Here is a 20,624-nt window from a genome sequence, read left to right as displayed (position 1 = left end):
GGATTCGCCATTACCACAATTCGTCGCTACTGAATCACCCGAGAAATCGTTCGGTTTCGTTTGTAGATTCGCTATCCTCCGAAGTTGTGCAGCACAGGAGGCCGCACTCCGTCCAGATATCGAAACGGCTGCCGACGGCGCCATCACCGTCACCAGCGGACTGCGAGTGTCATTGGTTAACGTATTTTGCACAGTAGCCCATAGGTACCCGAGTATGTCAGACAAGACGATCGGTTTCGTCGGACTCGGAATCATGGGGCTACCGATGGCGAAGAACCTCCTCGACGCTGGATACCCCGTCGTCGGACATAATCGGTCCGACGAGCCGGTAGAAGAACTGGTCGATTACGGTGGTACGGACGGTGGGTCTCCCGCGGGCGTCGCCGAGGAGAGCGACGTCGTCCTCCTCTGTCTGCCAGATTCGCCCGATGTCGAGCGGGTCGTTCTCGGTGACGAGAACGAGACCGACCCCGTCATCGACGGTCTGAGCGAGGGCATGACGCTCATCGACCACTCCACGATTTCGCCCACGGTCACCGAGACGATGGCCGCGGACCTCGAGGAGGTCGGCGTGACGATGCTCGACGCGCCCATCTCGGGCGGCGAGCAGGGCGCCATCGACGGTACGCTCTCGATCATGGTCGGCGGTGACGAGGACGCTCTCGACGAGCACAGGGACATCCTCGAAGTCACGGGTGCGACGGTCACCCACTGCGGACCGAGCGGCGCCGGCCAGACGACGAAGGCCGCGAACCAGATCGTCGTCGCTGCACAGATGGTCGGGGTGAGCGAGGCGCTAGTGTTCGCGGACCAGGCCGGCGCCGATCTCGAAGCCGTCGTAGACGCCATCAGTGGCGGTGCAGCAGGGTGCTGGACGCTCGACAACCGCGCTCCGAACATGATTCAGGGCGTCTTCGAGCCGGGATTCTTCGCCGAGTACCAGTACAAGGACCTCAGAATCGCTACCGACGCCGGCGAGGCCTTCGGCGCTCCCATGCCCCAGACAGAGCTCGCCCACGAACTCTACAAGACGATGCTCCAGAACGACATGGGTCGCGACGACAACTCGGGCGTGATGCAGGTTCTCGAGATGATGGCCGGAAAGGAGGTCACCGACGGATAGACGGTCTCGGCTGCGCCCGTTGACCGGCGTCAGTCGGTTGTACGGGCGGTTTTATTGGGTTCGCGGACGAATTATCCGCGTATGTCTGACCAGTACCGTATGGTTCAGGTGGACGACGTCGACCCCGAACCCTCGGCGGGGTCCGGAACGCTACACGTCGACCTCGTCGAGGAACTCGGGTGCACGGAGATGCGTCCGAAGGTGTGGTACCTCTCGCCCGGCGACGCGATGAGCTTCCACCGGCAGACCGAACAGGAGGAGTCCTACTACGTCCTCGACGGACCGGGCCGGCTCAAGATCGGAGCCGACGAAGAGGTCCACGACGTCCCGACCGGCACGGCCGTCCGCATTCCGCCGGAGACGCCCAGACAGGTTCTCAACGATACCGAAGACGACCATGTCTGGCTGGTCGTGGGAGCGCCACCGACGACCGACGACGGTCGGCCTCCGTTCGACGACGCGGAGAAGTAGGTCGGTCCGGCGAAACTGACCCGTTCCCGATAGTGTCCCCCTCAGGGGACTCCGAGATGACAACGACCTGCCAGTAGTTCGTGTTCACGTCAGCTTAGTTGGTGATCGGAACAACTGTCTCGTGATAGAGATGGCAGACGCCCTCACACCGTTGCGGGTCGCCAACCGCTGCTACCGAAGCGGTGCTACGAGTTCTGTCCCTTTAGGTTGCAGCGGTGGCGCCGTCTCCATTGCTGCAACGCGGTCGTCGAAGTCGGTGAAGGCGTTCGATTTGATGACCACGAGTTGGTGTTCTGTTTCGAGTACTCTAAGAGGTCCTTGCTGTAGCATGTGGTTTCGTTTCTCCGCATTCGTCTTTGGTCTCTCAGCTAGTGTCATCGTAACGTAATCGACCACACACCGTCATCACAGAATGCTATCGGCGTCAGCGGATAACTCTGTAAATGACAAATTAGTTCTGCAGAGCCGGTGGAGAAATGCATTCAGAACTGCACAACTACAACGGTAATCGAAATCGTCAGGGTCGTGCTTCGTCGTCGGTGAGACTGCGGTCGAGACGGTCGAGTAGGGTCTACCCCCGACCGTCGGGCCACAAATCCCGTTACTGGCACAACTCGCCGACAGCGTCGGCGGCCTCGTCGAGTTTGCGTCGTTCGGTCGCCGAGAGCTCCCACTCGACGATCTCCTCGACTCCGTCGGCCGAGAGGCGAACCGGGACGGAGAGCGACAGGTTCCGGTAGCCGTACTCGCCGTCGAGGGGGACCGAACAGCAGACCGGGTCCGACGGGCCGCCCTCGAGGACGGACGCGACGAGCGAAGCGACGCCGCGACCGGTCACCCACCGCGACGTCTCCTCGTGTCCGCGGAGCCGGATGACGTCCCAGGGGAGGTCGTTCACCGCTTCGGTGAGCTCCTCGCGTTCGTCGGCGGAGAACGAGACGGGCTCGCCGTCGACGGTCGCCCGGGAGAAGACGGGGACGAGGTGTTCGCCGTGTTCGCCCATCGTCGGACACGAAACCGCAGCCGGCGCGACGTCGGCGCGCTGCGCGATCTGGTCGGCGAGTCGTGCGGTCTCCGAGAGCGCGTAGCCGATGCAGTAGCGCCGGTCCCAGTCGAGCGCGCGGAACAGCCGGTAGTTGATGGGGTCGAGCGGGTTCGTCACCGTCACGACCGGGCGCGGCTCGACCCGACCCAGCCACGAGGCGATCTCCTCGACCAGTACGCCGTTGCGTTCGAGGAAGGCGAGTCGCCCGCCGCGTCCGGCGCTGTCGTCCGGTCGCGGGACGCTCGCCGCCATCACGACGCAGTCGGCCTCGGCGACGGCCTCCGCGCCCGGTTCGGCTGCGCGCACGGTACCGTCGCCGTTCGGGAAGTTCCTGCCGGCGGGATGGGAGGCGTGACCGAGTGCGGTGCGCATGTCGATGGCGTGGCCCGTCGCCGCGTCTTCGGCGACGTCGACGAGCGTCACGTCGACGTCCGGTTTCAGAAGCGAGAGCGTGTAAGCGGTCGTGACGCCGACGGTTCCCGCACCGCCGATGACGGCTACGTCCATGTGGGGTGCTATCCCGCGTCGTTACTAATACTATCGACTACCCGCCGAAACCGCCGGTGCATCGAGTTTTACATGATGTTCGGAATCCGCGCAGAACGGACCCGGCCGTCCGGCGGGGTCGCGGTCCAGAACAGACGAGTATCGTACCGGAACCGCCTCTATTCGAACGCCCCGGTCTCGAAACCCTCGTCGACGCTGAGCATCGCACCGGTCGTGTAGGGTGCGGCGTCGCTGGCGAGGTATATCGCGGCGCCCGCGACGTCCTGGGGATTGCCGATTCGTCCGGCGGCCGCCCGCTCGGTGACTCGTCGGTAGCGATAGCTGTCCTCGTCGTAGGCGTCGACGGTCTGCTCCGTCTCGATGAATCCCGGCCGAATGGCGTTCACGCGTACGTCCGGAGCGAGTTCGCGGGCTGCGGTCCGGGTGAACGACTCCACGCCGCCCTTCGCGGCGGAGTAGGCGACCAGGTCGCGCATCGAGGTGTGCGAAGCGAGCGACGCGATGTTGACGACGCTCCCGTCCGTCATTCGCTCGGCGAACAGCTGCGTGGCCCGGAAGACGCCGGTGAGCTGCGTCTCGAGGACGTCGCTCCACTCCTCCTCGGTCAGTTCGCGCAGTCCCTTCCGAGCGATCGCGCTCGGGGAGTTAACGAGCACGTCTACGTCCCCGAGTTCGTCGAAAGCGGCGTCACGGAGTGCGACGAGCGATTCCCGGTCGGTAACGTCGCAGGTGACCTCGAGCGTCTCGCTCCCCAGGTCGCGGAGTTCTCCGGCGGTCTCCGCGACGCGTTCGGGCGTCCGGCTCGCGGCGATCACGTCCGCGCCGTCCGCGGCGAACGCTCGTGCGATCGCTCGGCCGATGCCGCTCGTCCCGCCGATTACGACCGCGGTCTTCCCGGCGACGGAGACCGGTGCGTGTTCGAAGTCGTCCATCGGTTCTGGAGATTGTCCGCGTCGCCTTAGGTCTTCATGCGGGCACCGTCGCCAAACCGTGGAATTCTCGGACTCCCGTGGGAAGTTCCGTTCGCTCGGGCGAGACGGTCACCGACGAAACTGCTGGGTCGGTAACCTTCTTGTCCTCGGTCAGCATGGTATGGGTCGTGCCACCGACCATCACGCGCATCGAGAGCACCGAGTTCAGCTATCCGGTCGAAGACGTGGGCTACAGCGACGGCGGGTTCAGCCTCGTCTACGAACCCGGGGGAGAGATCGAACGGAAGCTGTTCGGACTGAAGATCCACACCGACGAGGGAATCGCCGGCGAGTACGTCGGCGGCAACTCGCCGGCGTTCGCCCAGATCAACATGTTCGCCGACTACCTAATCGGGAAGAACCCACTGAAACGCGAGAAACACTGGAGCGAGATCAAGCGCGCACTTCGGAAGTACGACCGGATGGGGATGGGACCGATCGACATCGCGCTGTGGGACTTCGCCGGGAAGTACTACGACGCCCCTATCCACGAACTCCTGGGTACCTACCGCGAGCGCCTACCGACGTACGCCTCGACGTACCAGGGCGACCGGAGCGGCGGGCTCGACTCGCCGGAGGCCTACGCGGACTTCGCCGAGGAGTGCCTCGAGCTGGGCTACCCCGGATACAAGATCCACGATTGGGGCGGCGACTGGATGGACACGGAGAAGTCGGTCGCGACCGTCCGCGCGGTCGGCGAGCGCGTGGGCGACGAGATGGACCTCATGATAGACCCGGCCTGCGAACTCGAGACGTGGGCCGACGCGCTGAAGGTCGGGAAGGCGTGCGACGAGCAGGAGTTCTTCTGGTACGAGGACCCGTTCCGCGACGCGGGCATCAGCCAGCACGCCCACCGGAAACTCTCACAGAAACTCGACACCCCCATCCTCCAGACCGAACACATTCGGGGGTTGGAGTCGCACACCGACTTCGTCGCGAACGACGCGACCGACTTCGTGCGGGCCGACCCAGAGTACGACGCCGGCATCACCGGCGCGATGAAGATCGCACGCGCCGCCGAGAGCTTCGGCCTCGACGTCGAGTTCCACGCGCCCGGGCCGGCCCAGCGCCACTGCATCGCCGCCACTCGTAACGCCAACTACTACGAGATGGCGCTGGTCGGGCCGAAGTGCGAGAACACGCAGCCGCCGGTCTATCTCGGCGACTACGCCGACCAGCTCGAGACCGTCGACTCGGACGGTACCGTCCCGGTACCGGACGGCCCGGGCCTGGGCGTCGAGTACAACTGGGACTTCATCGAGGAGAACCGCCTCGGCGGCCGCGTCTACGAGTAGTCGACGGCCTCGACCGCATCGCCGTCGAGCGCGCGGTCGACGGCGGTCGCGATCTCGGCTCCGGCCTCCTCGTCCAGTTCGACGAGCGGCGGCCGGACCGCCGCGGTCTCCAGCCAGCCGCGGGACTCGAGCGCGGCCTTCGTCGCCGGCGCGAAACCGTGAGCGGCGCACTGCTGGAAGAGCGGTGCGATTCGCTCGGCGCCGATCTGCCGGGCCCGCTCGACGTCGCCCGCGGCCACCGCGTCGCGGGCCGCGACGAACGCCTCCGGGATCACGTTCGAGAGGGCGTTGATACCGCCCGCGGCGCCCATGAGCAGCCCCGGAACGAGGTAACTGTCGAACCCCTGGAGGAGTCGGAAATCGTCGGGCGTCCGATCCGCCACGTCGAGGAAGTAGTTGAAGTCGCCGCTCGAATCCTTCAGGCCGCGGACGTTCTCGTGGCGGCCGACGGTCTCGACGGTCGCGGGCGCGATCTCCTGCCCGGTGCAGGAGGGGATGTTGTAGAGGTAGACCGGGAGCGCCGCGTCGTCGGCGACGGCCGCGAGGAACGCCTCGTTGCCCGCCGGGTCGTTCGCGCCGTGGAAGTACGGGAGCGTGACGAGCGCGGCGTCGGCGCCCGCGTGCGCCGCCGTCTCGATGCGTTCGAGCGCCCCCGGGACCGTGGTGTGAGCGGTGCCGGCCAGCACCGGCGTGCCGTCGGCTGCGTCGACGGTCGTCTCCACCACGGTCCGGTACTCCTCGTCGGTCAGGCTGGCGAACTCGCCGGTCGTCCCCGCCGGAACGAGACCGTCCATGCCGGCCTCGGCCAGCCGCTCGACCAGTTCCGCGAGCGCAGCCTCGTCGACGTCACCGTCCACGAATGGCGTGACGAGCGGGCACATGACACCCTCGAGCGTCGCCGTGTCAGCTGTAGACATGGTTCGGTAGAGCAGTGCCAGGGAGTTAATTCTTGCCGGCGTCCGACGGACCGTCGGACCGCGTTCGCCGTGGTCCGTCGCCGGCCGCGGGAACGGGACGGTCACGCCGCCCTCCGTTCGCGGTGGTCGGTCCTCGCCCGGCCTCGACGGCCCGACGCGCCGATTCCCACTCAGTCCTCGACCATCGGCGGGTTGGAGACGCTGAGCACGTCGCCGTCGGCCACGGCGTCGGTTCTCTCGACGTGTGCGGAGTCGCGCATCACGACCAGTTCGGCCTGGCGACAGCGCTCGAAGTCGGGATGCGCTCGCGCGAGCGCGGCGAGCGCGTCTCCGACCGTCGCATCGTCAGCGACTTCGACCTCGACGGCCTTCCGCCCGGTCGCCGCCCGCGCGGCACCGTAGCACTTGATGGTCACCTGCACGCGTCTCCGTTTCGGCCGGCGCGAGAAGGCGCTTTCGGCGAGGGATTCGGGGGAGGTCCTTCGGCGGGAGTTACAAGGCGAACGCGGGCCAAGCGAGGCCATGGAAGTCGAAGTGCACCTCTTCGGTCCGTACCGGGAGGCCGTGGGCGAGAAGACCGTCCGGCGCGAACTGCAGGAGGGGGCGACGGTCTCGGACCTCTTTCGCGACCTCGCTTCGGACAATCCGGACCTGTCGGGCCGCATCCTCGCCGACGACGGCGCGGTCTCGGACTCGGTGACGGTGACGAGGAACGGGAAGCACGTGTCGCTGTTCGACGGCGCGAAGACGGTGTTGTCGGACGGTGACGTGGTACGGGCGGCCCCGCCGGTTCACGGGGGTTGATGGACCTAGTGGTGTACAGTGCGAGGCGGGCCGACGTCCACTCGCCGGCTCAGTCCGCCTGCGCGTACTCGCCGACGGTCTCGTCCGGGACGGTGCCGTCGTCGTTCCAGCCCCGTAGCTCGTAGTACTCGTCCAGCGCGTCCTCGATGCCGGGCAGGTCGTAGGGGAGCGCGTCGTCCTCGCGGTTCATCCCGCGCTTGTTGTTGAAGTGGCGCTCCAGTTCGACCACGCGACCGCCCACTTCGAGCAGGTCCTCGTAGTCACAGCCGAACAGCAGCTCGTGCTGGTCCTCCGTGATCAGGCCCGTTCCCCCGGCGAACGCGCAGACGATGCCGCTGTCGCGGAAGGCGGCGTGGTCCTCGCGCCGCCGGACGATCGCGGGCTTGCCCTCCAGCCCCTCGGGGTCGACCTCGCCGGAGTACTCGACGCGCAGCGTCGTCGAGTACATGTGGTCGCCGCCGCGGTTGGCCACCGCGTACGAGAGCCCCTGGCCGTGGAGGACGCGGCCGTCGTGGGCGGCGAACTCCATGTTCTTGACCGTGTAGTCGCGCACGCCCAGTTCGTCGGCGAACCGGCCGATGCCCTCCGCCAGCGTGTCGCCGATCCCCTCGCGGCGGGCTATCTTCTCGACCGTCTCGTGGACCAGCTCCGCGTTGCCGAACTCGTCCTCCGCGGCGAGGTAGGCGGCGACGGCGTTGCCCGCGCTGATGGTGTCGAGGCCGTAGCGGTCGCACAGCTCGTTGGACTTCATCACGTCGACCACGTCGTCGACCTCGCAGTTCGAGCCAAACGAGAACACCGTCTCGAACTCCGGCCCCTCGGTCTCGACGCCGCGCTCCTCGTCTCTGGTCGGCAGCTTGCAGGCGAACGCGCAGACCGAGCAGGCGGCCTTCTTGTACTTCTTCTCCTCGACGGCGTCTCCGCCGATCTCGTCCGCGTGCTCGAAGTGGTACTTCTCGAAGTACCGCGTCGGCAGCGAGAAGTTGTCGTTGATGAACTCGGTGCCCTGGGTCGTGCCCTGCCGGCGCATCATGTCGTCGGAGGTGGCGGCGTCGCGGTGGACAGCCGACTGGACGTCCTCGTCCATCTCGATGTCGGGGGACGAGTCGCCCTCGAAGGTGACGCACTTGACGTTCTTCGACCCGAGGACCGCGCCGAGACCGCCGCGGCCGAACGCGCGGCTGTCGTAGGTCATCACGCAGGCGTAGCGGACGAGGTTCTCGCCCGCCGGCCCGACGGTGACGAGGTTCTCGGCGTCGAGGTCGCGACGTTCGTTCATGTAGTCCGTGACGTCGGGCACCGCCGCGCCCTCGAGGTCGGGCACCGCCTCGAACTCGATTCCCTCGTCGGTGACGTGGATCGCGAGCAGTTCGTCGCTCGCGCCCGTTATCTCGACGACGCTGTAGCCCGTGTCGGCGAAGTTCCGCGAGAGGTACCCCCCGGCGTTCGTCGAGACGAGGCCGTCGGTCAGCGGCGAGAGGCCGGTCATGCTCATCCGACCGGTGAAGCTCATCTCCGACATCTGGAGCGGGCCCGTCGCCAGGTAGGCGCGGTTCTCCGGGCCGAACGGGTCGGCGTCGAACGGGATGCGGTCGTGGGCGAGCTTGGTCGCGACGCCGCGGCCGCCGATGAACGTCTCCAGTTCGTCGTCGATGTCGGTCTCGGTCGTCTCCCTCGCACTCACGTCTATCGTGAGGAGCGGGCCTTCGGCGTGTAGCATGTGCATGAGAGTGTCTACCGATAGCAATAAAGATGCGGGTCGGGCGCTCTGCCGTTCGAACTGCGTCGGGTCCCGGGCCCGGTCGAACGCGCTTCAGGACGCGTCGAACGCATCTCGGAGCGCGGTCGCGGCCTCCGCGCGGGCCTCCTCCGCCCGGTCGAGTTCGGGGAACGAGACGAACGCGTGGAAGACGTCGTCGTACTCCGCGTAGGAAACGGGGACGCCGTGGTCGGCCAGTCGGTCGGCGTAGGCCCGCCCGTCGTCGCGGAGCGGGTCGACGCCCGCGGTGATCACCGTCGTCGGCGGCATCCCGGAGAGGTCGCGCGCGGCCAGCGGAGCGGCGTAGGGGTGTCGACCGTCGAGCGCCCGGTCGAGGTACTGGCTCCAGTACCACTCCATCGCCGCGCGAGAGAGCACCGGGTCGTCGGCGTGTTCCCGGTAGGACTCGGTGTCGAACGCGTGGTCGGTGGCGGGATAGAACAGCACCTGTCCGACGGGGGTCGGACCGCCGCGGTCGCGGGCCATCAGCGCGGCGACCGTCGCGAGGTTGCCGCCCGCGCTGTCGCCCGCCACCGCGATGCGCTCGGGGTCTCCGCCGAGGCTCCCGACGTGGTCGGCCGCCCACTCGACCGCGCCGTGAGCGTCGACGGCCGCCGCCGGAAAGGGGTGCTCGGGCGCGCGTCGATAACCGACCGAGACGGTCATGCAGCCGACCCGCCGCGTCAGATCGCGACAGAGCTCGTCGTGGGTGTCGAGGTCACCGCGGACCCACCCGCCCCCGTGGAAGTACACCAGCACGGGGTGGGGACCGTCACCGCCGGGCTCGTAGATCCGGACGGGGAGTTCGCTTTCGGGACCGGCTATCTCGAGGTCGCGGACGCGGCCGCCGACGTCCGGCGATTCGGACCGGACGAATCGGTCGCGGCTCGCCGCGCGAACGGCCGCCGGCGAGAGCGCGTCGACCGGCGGGGCGAGCTCGGCGGCGAAGTCCTCCAGCAGCGATTCGGCCTGCGGGTGGAGCGTCGGAGTCATTCGTTCGTACGTACGGCCCAGCCACCATGAACGCTTGGCAATCTCACTCATTCTCCGCGACAGGTCCGTCTTCTGACGGACGGAACGTGGAAATCGACACCGTCGGCCTGCCCGTCGACGAGTTCGCGACAGACCGATCTCCGGGCTAACATATATGTGCGCCGTGATGGTTGTACTTTGTAATGCAATCACGTACCGTAGTCATGGACGAATCCGGCGGTATCGACGTTCGAACGGTCGACGTGCCCGACATCGGTCCCGGCGAACTCCTCGTGCGCGTCGAGCTCACGGGCATCTGCGGTTCGGACGTTCACATGCGGACGGGCGGACTGGACCTCGATTTCCCGGTCGTTCCCGGTCACGAACTGGCCGGCGTCGTCGAGTCGGTCGGCGAGGACGTCGCGACGGACTCGGCCGGCAATCGCATCGAACCGGGCGACGGCGTCACGGTGGTTCCCGGCATCAACGTCGTCGACGACTGGTACACAGACCACGTCCCCGCCCACCCACTCGCGTGTACTGAGCGGAAGGTGTACGGCTTCCGCGGCGTCGAGGACGAACCGCACGTCCACGGCGGGATGAGCGAGTACTTCGTCGTCGAGGAGGACGCGCACTTCTTCCGCCTGCCCGACGACCTCGACGTGGAACTCGGCGCGCTGGTCGAGCCCCTGTCGGTGGCCACCCACGCCTTCGACCTCTCCTACCAGCCGGGGGTTCCCTGGATCCGGGAGGGCTTCGGCATCGGCCAGTCCGTCGTCGTCCAGGGCGCCGGCCCCATCGGGATGCTCGCCGCCGCGGCCGCGAGCCACGCTGGCGCCGGCCAGGTCATCTCCGTCGACCTCGTCGACGAGCGCCTGGAGCTCGCCGAGCGGTTCGGCGCGACGCACACCGTCAACGCCGGCGATTACGAGGACGACGACTTCGTCGACGCCGTCGACGACCTGACGCCGAGCGGGGACGGCCCGGACGTCGTCATCGAGGCCGTCGGCCATCCGAGCGCGTTCGAACAGGCGCTCGACATCTCGCGGAAGGCCGGCACCGTCGTCGAGGTGGGTCACTACGCCTACAACGGCGAGGCGGAGGTGGACCCCTCCCAGATCATCCACAAGGAGCTGTCGATCCGCGGGAGCCTGGCCTACCCGCCCAACCAGTTCGAGACGGCGATCTCGCTGCTCGAACAGACGGCCGACGAGTTCCCGTACGGCGAACTGTTCAACCACCGCGTCGGCCTCGACGAGGCCGAGTCGGCCTACGAGGCCCAGGCCGCCGGCGAAGCGTACCGGGCGACCGTCCACCCGAACGAGTGACCGGTTCCCCGTCTTTGTGCCTCGACCGAGTGACCGGCTCCCCCGTCTTTAAGCCCCAACCGAGCGACGTACACGTATGTCACCCGAGATCACCCGGATAGAGAGCACCGAGTTCAGCTACGACCTGGAGGACGTCGGAACCGACCGGCACGGCTTCAATCTCGTCTACGACCCGGGCGAGACGACCGAGCGGAAACTGTTCGGACTGAAGATCCACACCGACGAGGGGATCACGGGCGAGTACGTCGGCGGCAACTCGCCGGCGGCCGCACAGTACAACATCATCGCGGACTATCTCGTCGGCAAGAACCCGCTCGATCGCGAGAAGCACTGGAGCGAGGTGAAGCGCGCGCTCCGGAAGTACGACCGGATGGGCATGGGTCCTATCGACATCGCGCTGTGGGACTTCGCCGGGAAGTACTACGACGCGCCCATCCACGAGCTCCTCGGCACCTACCGCACGGAACTCCCCGCCTACGCCTCGACCTACCACGGCGACGAGAACGGCGGGCTCGACTCGCCGGCGGCGTTCGCCGACTTCGCCGAGGAGTGTCGCGACATGGGCTACCGGGGCTTCAAGATCCACGGCTGGGGCGGCGGCGACGACCAGCGCGACCTGCGGCGGGAGATCGACGCGGTCCACGCCGTCGGTGAACGCGTGGGCGACGAGATGGACCTGATGCACGATCCGGCCTGCGAGCTCGAGACGTTCGCCGACGCGCTCCAGCTCGGGAGGGCGCTCGACGAGCAGGAGTTCTTCTGGTACGAGGACCCGTTCCGCGACGGCGGGATCTCGATGCACGCCCACCGGAAGCTCTCCCGGAAACTCGACACGCCCGTCCTCCAGACCGAGCACGTCCGCGGCCTCGAACTCAAGTCCGACTTCGCGGCCACCGAGTCCACCGATTTCCTGCGGGCCGACCCAGAGTACGACGCCGGCATCACCGGCGCGATGAAGGTCGCCCGCGCCGCCGAGAGCTTCGGCCTCGACGTCGAGTTCCACGCGCCCGGGCCGGCCCAGCGCCACTGCATCGCCGCGACGCGCAACACCAACTACTACGAACTCGCGCTCGTCCACCCGAACTGCCAGAACACGCAGCCGCCGGTCTACCGGGGCGGGTACTCGGATATGCTCGACGCGGTCGACGACGACGGGACGGTCAAGGTACCCGACGGTCCCGGTCTCGGAGTCGAGTACGACTGGGACTACATCGAGACCAACGCGACCGGCAGCGTTCACGTCTACGAGTAATCAGCGGCCGTAGCGATGCCGGAGAGCGGGGTCAGTCACTGACGGCGCGTTCCTGTTCGCCCTTCGCGGGATTCGGCATCTCCATCGACTCGTGCGTGACGGTCCCGTGGACGAGCGCCTCGCTCGTCTTGGCGTCGAAGAGGTGAATCGCTTCGTCGTCGAAGGTGATCGTGACCTCCTCACCCTCCTCCGGTTCCACGTAGGAGGGACTGCGGACGCGGAACTCCTTCCCGTCCAGGTCGAGATAGATGAAGTTGTCGGACCCGATGACCTCCACGACCTCGACGGTCGTCTTCACGGCTCGCGAGTCGGAGACGTCCTCGTCCACGCGGACGTTCTCCGGCCGGACGCCGAACGTGAACTCCGAGCCGTCGGAGACGCTCCGGAGGGTGTCGACGAACTCGTCGGTCACCTCGAAGTCGAAGCTCCTGTCGTTGGTGAGGCGGTTGCCCTCCAGTTCGACGTCGAGGAAGTTCATCGACGGACTCCCGATGAAGTCCGCGACGAACAGGTTCGCCGGCTGGTAGTACACCTCCTTGGGTTCCCCGACCTGCTGGAGCCGACCGTCGTTCAGGATGACGATGCGGTCGGACATGGTCATCGCCTCCTCCTGGTCGTGGGTGACGTAGATGGTCGTGATGTCGAGTTCGGAGTGGATGCGCGAGAGCTCCGTGCGCATGTGCTTGCGGAGCTTCGCGTCGAGGTTCGACAGCGGCTCGTCGAAGAGGAACACCTCGGGTTCGCGGACGATGGCGCGGCCCGTCGCGACGCGCTGTTGCTGGCCGCCCGAGAGGGAGGCCGGTTTCTTGTCGAGGAGATCCTCGATACCCATCATCTCGGCCGCCTCCTCGACGCGGCTGTTGATCTCCGCTTCGGTCAGGTCGGTACTGAGTTCGAGGCCGTAGGCCATGTTCCCCCGGACGGTTTTGTGGGGGTAGAGCGCGTACGACTGGAACACCATCGCGATGTCCCGATCCTTTGGCGAGACGTTGTTGACGACTTGACCGCCGATGCGGAGTTGGCCGTCGGTGATCGTCTCCAAGCCGGCCGCCATCCGGAGCGTCGTCGACTTCCCGCAGCCGGAGGGGCCGACGAAGACGATGAACTCGCCGTCCTGAATTTCGAGGTCCAGTTCCTCTACCGCAACGATGGTGTTCGCGGAGTCGTCGAACACCTTGGTGACGTTGTCGAATTCTACGGTAGCCATGCTATGTGTTCACCTGGTTCGTACTGGTAGTATTGTCTCTATCTGTCATTATTGTTTCGACGACGGAAGACGCGAGAGCCCGCATCGGTATCACCCGGCGAGCCCCTCCCCGACGTAGCGCTGCGAGAGCGCGTAGAAGAGGACCGGCGGCAACACCAGAAGCACCGCGGCCGCCATCAGCAGGTTCCACTGTCGGAACGCGTCGCTGCCGAGGATGTAGTGGATGGCGACGGTCGCCGTCCGCACGTCCTTGTCGCTGGTCAGCACGAACACCCACAGGAAGTTGTTCCACGCGGTGAGGAACGAGAACAGGGCCGCGGCGCCGACGGCCGGCAGCGATAGGGGCAGAACGATGCGCAGGAACGCACCGATCTCCGAGTGGCCGTCGATGAGCGCGGCCTCTTCGATGTTCGGCGGGATGCCCTGCCGGAAGAACCCCTGGAGGAGCCAGATGGTCTGGGGCAGGACGAAGATGGACAGCGCGATGATGACTCCCTCCAGGGAGTTGATGAGCCCCAGGCCGTAGAAGATATCGTACACGGGGATCGTGATGACGATCCACGGGAACATAATCGTGAACACCGCGGTGTAGAACAGGAACTTCCGTCCCGGGAAGTCGAGCCGAGCGAACGCGTACGCGCCCGGAATTGAGAAGAACAGCGAGATCACCGTCGCCGAGATCGCCACGATGATGCTGTTCCTGAAGTACGTGGTCATCGCGAACGAGTTCCAGATCTGGAAGTACGGTTCGAGCGTGAGTTCGGAGAGGGGGAAGTACCCCGTCGACGGGTCGATCGCGGCGAAGTTGTTCAGGACGGACGTCCGGATGATCCAGTAGTACGGCATGAGCGACCAGACGGCCATGATGACCAGTCCGGCGTACAACAGGAATCGCGAGCGTTTGTTCGCGTTCAGCATGGTTACAGGTAGAGGTCCTCCTCCTCGTTCAGGACGGTCACGTAGAAGATGGCCGCGGCCATCGCGAGCACGATCATCACCATTCCGATAGTGTAGGCGCGTGCGAAGTTGAGGTTGACGTAGGCCACCTCGTACGTGAGGATGCTGAGGAGCATGGTTCGGGTCCCAGGTCCGCCGCCGGTCAGTTCGAACGGCTGGGCGAACTCGGCGATGTTCCACGCGGTGCGGAGCGCGAGGACGATGATCGTCGGGGTGATGAGGTGGGGGAGCGTGACGTCGCGGAACCGGCGCAGACGTCCCGCGCCGGCGAGCGCAGCGGCCTCGTACTGCTCGCTCGGAATGTTGACGACGGCCGCCGCGTAGATGATGCCGGCGTAGCCGAAGTCGTGCCAGGCCTGGGCGACGATCATGGAGACGTACGGCCAGAGTCCCTCGGCGAGGAACGACGGTTGGTTCTGAACTCCGAGGTCGCTGAGGAGCATGTTGATGAACCCGAAGTCGGGGCTCAGGAACCACATCCACACGACACCGCCCGCGAGCGGAGCGGAGAAGTACGGGGACATGATGATCGCGCTCAACCAGTCCCGCACCCCCTCCCGAATCTCGCTCAGGAGGATGGCCGCGAGCATGCCGAGCCCGAGCTGGAGGAGGGTCGTCGAAAAGACGAACACCATCGACCATCCGAGCGCGAACACGAACAGGTCGTTCGTGACCATCCAGACGTAGTTGTCGAGCCCGATGAAGGTCGAGGAGCCCGCTCCGCCGAGGCTGGCGTTCGTGAACGTCAGCCACACTCCCCGTGCCATGGGGATGTAGAAGAGCAACGTGAACATCACGAACGTCGGGAGGATGAAGAGGTACCCCGTCCAGTTCCGCTTCAACCGGTCCACGAGGGTCTCCTCTGTCAGCCCGTATTTGCTCCGAATCTCTTCGGCCGTCTCTGCTGCTTGAGCCATGCTACCCATACCCTTGACTCGATTGGTCAAAAAGATTGGGATGGTTTACGGCCCTTCTGAAAATATTCCGACGGTTAGCCGGCAGCTGTGCGAGCCGAACCGATCGGGAACTTACTGGTTCTGTTCCTGCAGCGTCTTCTTGATCTTCTGGTTGATCTGCTGGGGTACCTTGTCGGGCGAGACCTGACCGGCGATGCCCGACGAGATGGTCTTGTTGATGTTGTTCCAGCGGATGTCGCTGGTCCCCTTCACGTCCCAGGCCGCCCCGGTCGTGGCGTACTGCGGCCCGTACTGGTTCACCTGGTCGATCGCGTTGGTCGTCCACGACGGGAGCTTGTCGCTGTACTGGTTGAGGAGCTTCTTCCCCATCGACTTGGTGCCGGGGATGGCCTCGTAGTACTGCCCCCACGCGGGCAGGGCGAAGTCCTCGTCCGTGAGGAGGTAGACGTTGAGGTCCCAGGCGGCCTGCTGTTTCTTGTCGCTGACGTCGAAGACGGACGTCTGCTGTTCGAGCGACCAGACGTGTCCGCCGTGCTCGCCGGAGACGCCCTCGAGCTCGGAGATGCCGACCTTCGAACCGTAGTCGGGGTCGAGCTTGGGGTTGGGCAGCAGCATGACGTCGCCGTCGCCGCCCTGCCAGCCGAACTTGACGTCCGACTTAACCTGCCGCCAGCGGTTGGCCGTCGGCGTCGCGTACGTGAAGGACGCGACCCGGTTCGTGAGCATGAGCGAGGGGATCTCCTCGTCACCCCGCGAAGCGGACTTCTCGCTCGAGAACTCCCGGGCGAGTTTGATGGTGTTCTTTATCATACCGTCGGTCTTCGGCGCGTCCTCGTGATCGCTGCCGACGACGACGGTCGGGTCGGTCCCTTTCCCGCGGATCCACGGATCGGTTCCGCCGGTGTAGGCGGTCCGCGCTTCGCCCCAGTAGGACTCGAGGTCGTTGTAGACGCCCGTCTGCTCGAAGGCGATGATGTCCTGATTTTGGTCGATCTTCTTGAGGTAGTCGTAGAACTGACTCCACGTCGCCAGATCTTTCTTGGGATTGCTGACGCCCGCCTTCTTGAACGCCTGGACGTTGATGCCCAGGTTGCTGCTCGTGTGGCGCTGGGCGCCGCCGGACCAGAACTCCCCGCGGAACTTCGCGGAATCCACGTTCGCGGCGGTGAGGTCGTCCGGGAAGCCTTCGGTCGAGTCGTAGAAGGGTTTGTGGTTCGGCACCTGCCCCTGATTGTAGAACTGGAGTCCGAGCGCGCCGCCCTCGGCGAGCGCCGGCGGGTTGCCCGCGTTGACGGTCGAGGACAGTTTCGTCTTGATGTCCCCGTAGGAGACCGCCTGCAGGTTGACTTTGACGCTACCGTTCTTCTTCTCGAAGTCCTTCATCGACTTCTGGTAGTGGCTGCGGATGTCGGAGTTCTCCGCGGCCATCCCGGAGATGAAGCTGATGGTCGTCGACGATTGCCCGCCGCCGTCACCCTTGTCTGCGGACGCGTCCCCGCCGTCGTCTTTGTCGGCGTTCGTTTGGTCCTTGCTGTCCTTCTGGTCACTGCCAGTACAACCGGCAAGGCCACCGAGTGCGCCCGTGGCCGCGGCCGCACCTGCTCCTTTCACGAATGTGCGTCTACTGGTCGATTCGTCGACACCGTCTGCCCCGGTCTTGCTACCTCTTACCATACCATAGTATGTATGAAAAGACAATTTAATAAGTGTTACCCCGCCTAATGACCCCGATATCAGTAATTGCATTAATCGAGGATAAAAAATTCAAGCCGAGTTCAACATGATGGATTTTCCCTGCAATAGACATAAGGGCAATGGTAAACAGTATCAACCATGACCGACGCGGACGAAGTGTCGACCGAACGCGACGTTCGTGCGATCTGTGAGCTCGTCGACTCGTCGCTCGGTCCCTTCGGGGCGAACAAGATGATCGTCGACTCCAGCGGGACGGTCACGACGACGTCGTCGGGCTCCGAGATAGTCGAACGCCTGGACGTGTCGAACCCCGTCGTCTCCCTCCTCGAAACGGCCGTCTCCGACTTCGCCGCGGAACACGGGGACGGGGCAGCGACCGTCGTCACCGTCTTCGGCGGCCTCCTCCGAGAGGCGAACCGACTGATCGCGGAGGGATGTCACCCGACCGTCATCGAACGCGGCTACCGCGAGGCGATGGACGTCGTCGGCGACCACCTCGACCGGTACGCCAGACCCATCGAGGAGTTCGGCACGGTTGCCGTCGCACGGACCGCGCTGACGGGGACGCGAGACCCGAGTACGCGCGCGATGGTCGCCGAGTACATCGCGGAGGCGGTCGACGAGCTCGCCGAGACCGACTACGAGTCGGTCGCCCGTTCGGTCAAGGTCACCTCCCGCATCGGCGGTGCGCAGGCGGAGACGCAGCTCGTTCCCGGAGTGGTCCTCGACCTCGACCCGGCCGTCGAGACGATGCCGCGGACGGTCGACGGGGCGGGCGTGGCCGTCCTCACGGACACGGTCGACGTGCCCAACATCGGCGGGACCAACAGGCCGGGCGAGACCCGGGTGCGCGCCGACTCCTTCGAGACCAGGGAGGCCGTCGGCGAGTACGAGCGGACGCGGTTCGCCGAAACGCTCGACGCGGCCGTTCGAGCCGGTTGCCGGGTCGTCTTCACCGGGATGGCGGTGAACGAACGAGTGGAGAACCTCCTGGCGAACCGGGGCGTCCTCGCCGTGCCGCAGGTCGACGAGGACGACCTCGGTCGAATCGCGCGGGCGACCGGCGCGACGGTAGTCCCGTCGCTCGCGGACGTGTCCGCCGAGACGCTCGGCAGAGGGGACGTCAACGTTCGCCGGCACGCGGGAACCGACATGGTTCACGTCGAGGGGGAAGCGAAGCCGATCTACACGCTCTTCTGTCGGGCGCCGGACCCCCGCGCGGCCGACGAGTTCGAGGCGTCCGTCGAGCGCGCGCTGTACGCGGCGGCGACCGCCCGCGACGGCGGAACCGTCGTCCCCGGCGGTGGCGCGATCGAAGTCGGGGCCGCCCGGGCAGTCAGGGAGCACGCCCGGTCGGTCGCCGGCCGAGAGCAGCTGGCCGTCGAGGCGTTCGCCGACGCCCTCTTCGCCGTTCCGCGAGCGCTCGCCCGGAACGGCGGCATGGACGGGTGGGAGGCGATCGTCCAGCTCACCGTCGCGCACACCGAGGGACGGGACGCCTACGGCGTCGACTCCGTCCTCGGGGAGACGCGGGACGTCCTCGCCGACGACCCGCTCGTCGATTCGACCGAACAGACCCGGGCGGCGTTCGACGCCGCGACGGACCTCGCGATCCGACTCGTGCGCATCGACGATCAGGTGGCGGCCTCCGACCTGAGCGACGAGGAGACGACCGACGCCGGCGTCCCCGGGGCCGGTCCGGGACCCGGCGGCGCGTCCTAGTCGTGCTCGACCTCGGGTGAGAAGGAGTCGAGGTCCACGTTCGGATGCAGGACCGCGTCGACGGTGAGGAGCTGTTCGGTGCCCGACCGGGCGGTCTCGACCGCCTGGGAGAACACTCGCCTGGGTTCGACGACGTGGGCCTCCCAGGCGTCGACCGTCTCGCCGGAGGACAGATCGAGACCGAACGGGGCAGCGGAGCCGTCGGCGTGCGCTCGCCGGAGCGCCGTCACCGCGTCGACCGGGTCGAGCCCCGCGTTCTCGGCGAGCACCCCGAGGAAGTCCTCCAGCGCGTCGGCGAACGCCTCGACCGCCAGCTGTTCCCGGCCGGCGACCGTCGGGGCGTACCGGCGCAGGTCGCTCGCGACGGCGGCGGCGGGGGCGCCGGCACCCGGAATCACCTGCCGATCGATCGCCGCCATCGCGGCGACCTCGATAGCGTTCGAGACGATGCGCTCGCGCTCGGTCACCGCCGAGGCCGTGTCGGCCGACACGACGAGCGAGAAGACGGCGCCCTCGCACTCGTCGAAGACGGCCCACTTCTCGTCGTGCCGGACCAGTTCGCGCACCCGACCGGCGGTGCCGAGGACGCCCGCCGCGAAGTCGTCGACGTGAGAGACGACCGAGGCGCCGGTCGCCCGCGCCAGGCGGGCGACGTCGGACTTCGGATACTGAACGCGGTCGACGACCGCGATTCCCTCGCGCTCGAGCGCGCCCCGGACGTCGTCCTCGAGTTCCTCCTGGGAGACGAACACGTCCACGCCGAGCGCATCGAGACGGTCGGCGAACGCGGCCTGCCGGTCGGCGAGGGCAGTTCGCTGCTTCTCGAGGGCGTCCGGCGAGGAGAGCTGCGTCTCCCCGAACGAGGTCGCCGTCTTCCCGAACGACACGTCGCTGTCCATGACGGCGACCGTCGCGTCCTCCAGCGTGCCCTCGACGACCGGCGTCCAGTCGAACTCGGCGGTCGAGTTCTCCTCCCGCTGGACGGGCGAGGGGTGGCGCTGGACGATGACGCCGCGGTGGAGCCGTGCGTCGACGCCGGTGCCGGCGATGACGTCCACGTCGTCGGTGTTCAGCCACTGGCCGTCGGTCGCCGCCGCGAGCCCGACGACCGCGTCGGCCACCTGTTCCGCGTACCGGGACCGCGTCCCGTCGTCGACGTCGCCGGTCATCGCCGTGCTCGCGACCTGCCGGAGCAGGTCGCGGTCCTCGGGCGAGCACTCCCGGGCCAGGTCGTCGAGCACCTCGCCGGCACGGCCGGCGGCCATCGAATAGCCGACGACGACCGCGCTCGGGTGGACGCCGTCCTCGACGAGGTCGAGTCCTCGGTCGACGAGCGCGTCCGTGAGGACGAGCGCCGTCGCGGTGCCGTCACCGAGGACCCGCTGCATCGAGTCGACCGCGTCGACGAACAGCGCGGCGACCGGATCGTTGAAGCCGTCGCCGCGTTCGACCGCGGCGAGTATCTGGTCGGCGTCCGCCGAGAGCACGACCTCCGGCTGGTCCTGATAGTCGTAGGTCTCGACGAGTTTCTCCGACCCGTACGGGCCTATCGTGGAGCGGACGAGCGACGCGACCTGGTCTGTCGTCCGTCGGACGTACTCGCGGGCCTCCTCGTCCTGTATCGCCCAGTCGCTCTTGGCGACGTCCTCGATATCAAGTTCCATGTTACCGACGTCCATTGT

18 protein-coding genes are annotated in these 20,624 nt (G+C 66.6%); 7 read left to right on the top strand and 11 right to left on the bottom strand.

The genetic code is table 11. From position 1 onward, the window contains the following. The first annotated feature begins 214 nt into the window (after positions 1-214). Entirely contained in the window at positions 215-1,123 is a 909-nt protein-coding gene (locus ACQUQF_RS10620; RefSeq protein WP_435178547.1) for an NAD(P)-dependent oxidoreductase, read from the top strand. Positions 1,124-1,222: 99 nt separating this feature from the next. Further along, complete coding sequence (locus ACQUQF_RS10615) at positions 1,223-1,594, top strand: cupin domain-containing protein (RefSeq protein WP_435178545.1); 372 nt, start codon at positions 1,223-1,225, stop codon at positions 1,592-1,594. A 601-nt stretch (positions 1,595-2,195) separates the two neighbouring features. Here the strand turns inward: ACQUQF_RS10615 and ACQUQF_RS10610 are convergent. Further along, entirely contained in the window at positions 2,196-3,146 is a 951-nt protein-coding gene (locus ACQUQF_RS10610; RefSeq protein ID WP_435178543.1) for a malate dehydrogenase, read from the bottom strand. Between the two features lie 158 nt (positions 3,147-3,304). After that, on the bottom strand, positions 3,305-4,078 hold the full coding sequence (locus ACQUQF_RS10605; protein WP_435178541.1) for an SDR family NAD(P)-dependent oxidoreductase: 774 nt from the start codon (positions 4,076-4,078) through the stop codon (positions 3,305-3,307). A gap of 167 nt (positions 4,079-4,245) precedes the next feature. On the opposite strand from ACQUQF_RS10605, the gene ACQUQF_RS10600 reads away from it, so the two are divergent. Continuing rightward, a complete protein-coding gene (locus ACQUQF_RS10600; protein ID WP_435178539.1) occupies positions 4,246-5,412 on the top strand; it encodes an enolase C-terminal domain-like protein in 1,167 nt (388 codons plus the stop codon). Here ACQUQF_RS10600 and ACQUQF_RS10595 read toward each other — a convergent pair. Together ACQUQF_RS10595 and ACQUQF_RS10590 are read right to left on the bottom strand one after the other, a co-directional pair. After that, on the bottom strand, positions 5,403-6,329 hold the full coding sequence (locus tag ACQUQF_RS10595) for a dihydrodipicolinate synthase family protein (RefSeq protein ID WP_435178537.1): 927 nt from the start codon (positions 6,327-6,329) through the stop codon (positions 5,403-5,405). The two genes, ACQUQF_RS10600 and ACQUQF_RS10595, sit on opposite strands and share 10 nt — an antisense overlap. 170 nt (positions 6,330-6,499) lie before the next feature. Further along, complete coding sequence (locus ACQUQF_RS10590; protein ID WP_435178535.1) at positions 6,500-6,751, bottom strand: MoaD/ThiS family protein; 252 nt, start codon at positions 6,749-6,751, stop codon at positions 6,500-6,502. 100 nt (positions 6,752-6,851) lie between these two features. On the opposite strand from ACQUQF_RS10590, the gene ACQUQF_RS10585 reads away from it, so the two are divergent. Continuing rightward, positions 6,852-7,133, top strand: a complete 282-nt coding sequence (locus tag ACQUQF_RS10585; protein WP_435178533.1) for a ubiquitin-like small modifier protein 1 — start codon at positions 6,852-6,854, stop codon at positions 7,131-7,133. Positions 7,134-7,182: 49 nt separating this feature from the next. Here ACQUQF_RS10585 and ACQUQF_RS10580 read toward each other — a convergent pair whose 3' ends face one another. Continuing rightward, positions 7,183-8,853, bottom strand: coding sequence for an aldehyde ferredoxin oxidoreductase family protein (locus ACQUQF_RS10580; protein ID WP_435178531.1), 1,671 nt, complete (start codon positions 8,851-8,853; stop codon positions 7,183-7,185). A gap of 93 nt (positions 8,854-8,946) precedes the next feature. Further along, complete coding sequence (locus ACQUQF_RS10575; protein WP_435178529.1) at positions 8,947-9,885, bottom strand: alpha/beta hydrolase; 939 nt, start codon at positions 9,883-9,885, stop codon at positions 8,947-8,949. Positions 9,886-10,067: 182 nt separating this feature from the next. Here ACQUQF_RS10575 and ACQUQF_RS10570 point away from each other — a divergent pair, with 182 nt between their 5' ends. Beyond that, positions 10,068-11,192, top strand: coding sequence for a zinc-dependent alcohol dehydrogenase (locus ACQUQF_RS10570; RefSeq protein ID WP_435178527.1), 1,125 nt, complete (start codon positions 10,068-10,070; stop codon positions 11,190-11,192). Positions 11,193-11,268: 76 nt separating this feature from the next. Further along, positions 11,269-12,444, top strand: a complete 1,176-nt coding sequence (locus tag ACQUQF_RS10565) for a mandelate racemase family protein (protein WP_435178525.1) — start codon at positions 11,269-11,271, stop codon at positions 12,442-12,444. Between the two features lie 31 nt (positions 12,445-12,475). On the opposite strand, the gene ACQUQF_RS10560 is transcribed toward ACQUQF_RS10565, so the two are convergent. The 4 genes from ACQUQF_RS10560 to ACQUQF_RS10545 form a co-directional block, all read right to left on the bottom strand. Continuing rightward, positions 12,476-13,651 carry an ABC transporter ATP-binding protein gene (locus ACQUQF_RS10560; RefSeq protein WP_435178523.1) on the bottom strand — a complete coding sequence of 392 codons (1,176 nt, stop codon included), beginning with the start codon at positions 13,649-13,651 and terminating at the stop codon, positions 12,476-12,478. Between the two features lie 90 nt (positions 13,652-13,741). Continuing rightward, a complete protein-coding gene (locus ACQUQF_RS10555) occupies positions 13,742-14,569 on the bottom strand; it encodes a carbohydrate ABC transporter permease (RefSeq protein WP_435178521.1) in 828 nt (275 codons plus the stop codon). A 2-nt stretch (positions 14,570-14,571) separates the two neighbouring features. Beyond that, positions 14,572-15,525 carry a carbohydrate ABC transporter permease gene (locus tag ACQUQF_RS10550; protein ID WP_435178519.1) on the bottom strand — a complete coding sequence of 318 codons (954 nt, stop codon included), beginning with the start codon at positions 15,523-15,525 and terminating at the stop codon, positions 14,572-14,574. A 111-nt stretch (positions 15,526-15,636) separates the two neighbouring features. Further along, complete coding sequence (locus ACQUQF_RS10545) at positions 15,637-17,136, bottom strand: ABC transporter substrate-binding protein (RefSeq protein WP_435178517.1); 1,500 nt, start codon at positions 17,134-17,136, stop codon at positions 15,637-15,639. A gap of 222 nt (positions 17,137-17,358) precedes the next feature. On the opposite strand from ACQUQF_RS10545, the gene ACQUQF_RS10540 reads away from it, so the two are divergent. Then, the gene (locus ACQUQF_RS10540; protein WP_435178515.1) at positions 17,359-18,942 is read left to right on the top strand and encodes a TCP-1/cpn60 chaperonin family protein; all 1,584 of its coding nucleotides are present in this window, start codon (positions 17,359-17,361) and stop codon (positions 18,940-18,942) included. Here the strand turns inward: ACQUQF_RS10540 and ACQUQF_RS10535 are convergent. Then, entirely contained in the window at positions 18,939-20,621 is a 1,683-nt protein-coding gene (locus ACQUQF_RS10535; protein ID WP_435178513.1) for a TCP-1/cpn60 chaperonin family protein, read from the bottom strand. The genes ACQUQF_RS10540 and ACQUQF_RS10535 overlap by 4 nt on opposite strands. Positions 20,622-20,624: the final 3 nt, after the last annotated feature.

This window comes from Halorussus sp. AFM4, assembly GCF_051194995.1.
Lineage (GTDB): Archaea > Halobacteriota > Halobacteria > Halobacteriales > Haladaptataceae > Halorussus.
The sequence above is the reverse complement of the archived record's forward strand: the minus strand, read 5'-3'. Positions and strand labels throughout refer to the sequence as shown.

Coding starts and splice junctions, on each gene's coding strand:
- ACQUQF_RS10620 (WP_435178547.1), top strand. CDS start 215: ATGTCAGACAAGACGATCGGTTTCGTCGGACTCGGAATCATGGGGCTA.
- ACQUQF_RS10615 (WP_435178545.1), top strand. CDS start 1,223: ATGGTTCAGGTGGACGACGTCGACCCCGAACCCTCGGCGGGGTCCGGA.
- ACQUQF_RS10610 (WP_435178543.1), bottom strand. CDS start 3,146: ATGGACGTAGCCGTCATCGGCGGTGCGGGAACCGTCGGCGTCACGACC.
- ACQUQF_RS10605 (WP_435178541.1), bottom strand. CDS start 4,078: ATGGACGACTTCGAACACGCACCGGTCTCCGTCGCCGGGAAGACCGCG.
- ACQUQF_RS10595 (WP_435178537.1), bottom strand. CDS start 6,329: ATGTCTACAGCTGACACGGCGACGCTCGAGGGTGTCATGTGCCCGCTC.
- ACQUQF_RS10585 (WP_435178533.1), top strand. CDS start 6,852: ATGGAAGTCGAAGTGCACCTCTTCGGTCCGTACCGGGAGGCCGTGGGC.
- ACQUQF_RS10580 (WP_435178531.1), bottom strand. CDS start 8,853: ATGCTACACGCCGAAGGCCCGCTCCTCACGATAGACGTGAGTGCGAGG.
- ACQUQF_RS10575 (WP_435178529.1), bottom strand. CDS start 9,885: ATGACTCCGACGCTCCACCCGCAGGCCGAATCGCTGCTGGAGGACTTC.
- ACQUQF_RS10570 (WP_435178527.1), top strand. CDS start 10,068: ATGCAATCACGTACCGTAGTCATGGACGAATCCGGCGGTATCGACGTT.
- ACQUQF_RS10565 (WP_435178525.1), top strand. CDS start 11,269: ATGTCACCCGAGATCACCCGGATAGAGAGCACCGAGTTCAGCTACGAC.
- ACQUQF_RS10560 (WP_435178523.1), bottom strand. CDS start 13,651: ATGGCTACCGTAGAATTCGACAACGTCACCAAGGTGTTCGACGACTCC.
- ACQUQF_RS10555 (WP_435178521.1), bottom strand. CDS start 14,569: ATGCTGAACGCGAACAAACGCTCGCGATTCCTGTTGTACGCCGGACTG.
- ACQUQF_RS10550 (WP_435178519.1), bottom strand. CDS start 15,525: ATGGCTCAAGCAGCAGAGACGGCCGAAGAGATTCGGAGCAAATACGGG.
- ACQUQF_RS10540 (WP_435178515.1), top strand. CDS start 17,359: ATGACCGACGCGGACGAAGTGTCGACCGAACGCGACGTTCGTGCGATC.
- ACQUQF_RS10535 (WP_435178513.1), bottom strand. CDS start 20,621: ATGGACGTCGGTAACATGGAACTTGATATCGAGGACGTCGCCAAGAGC.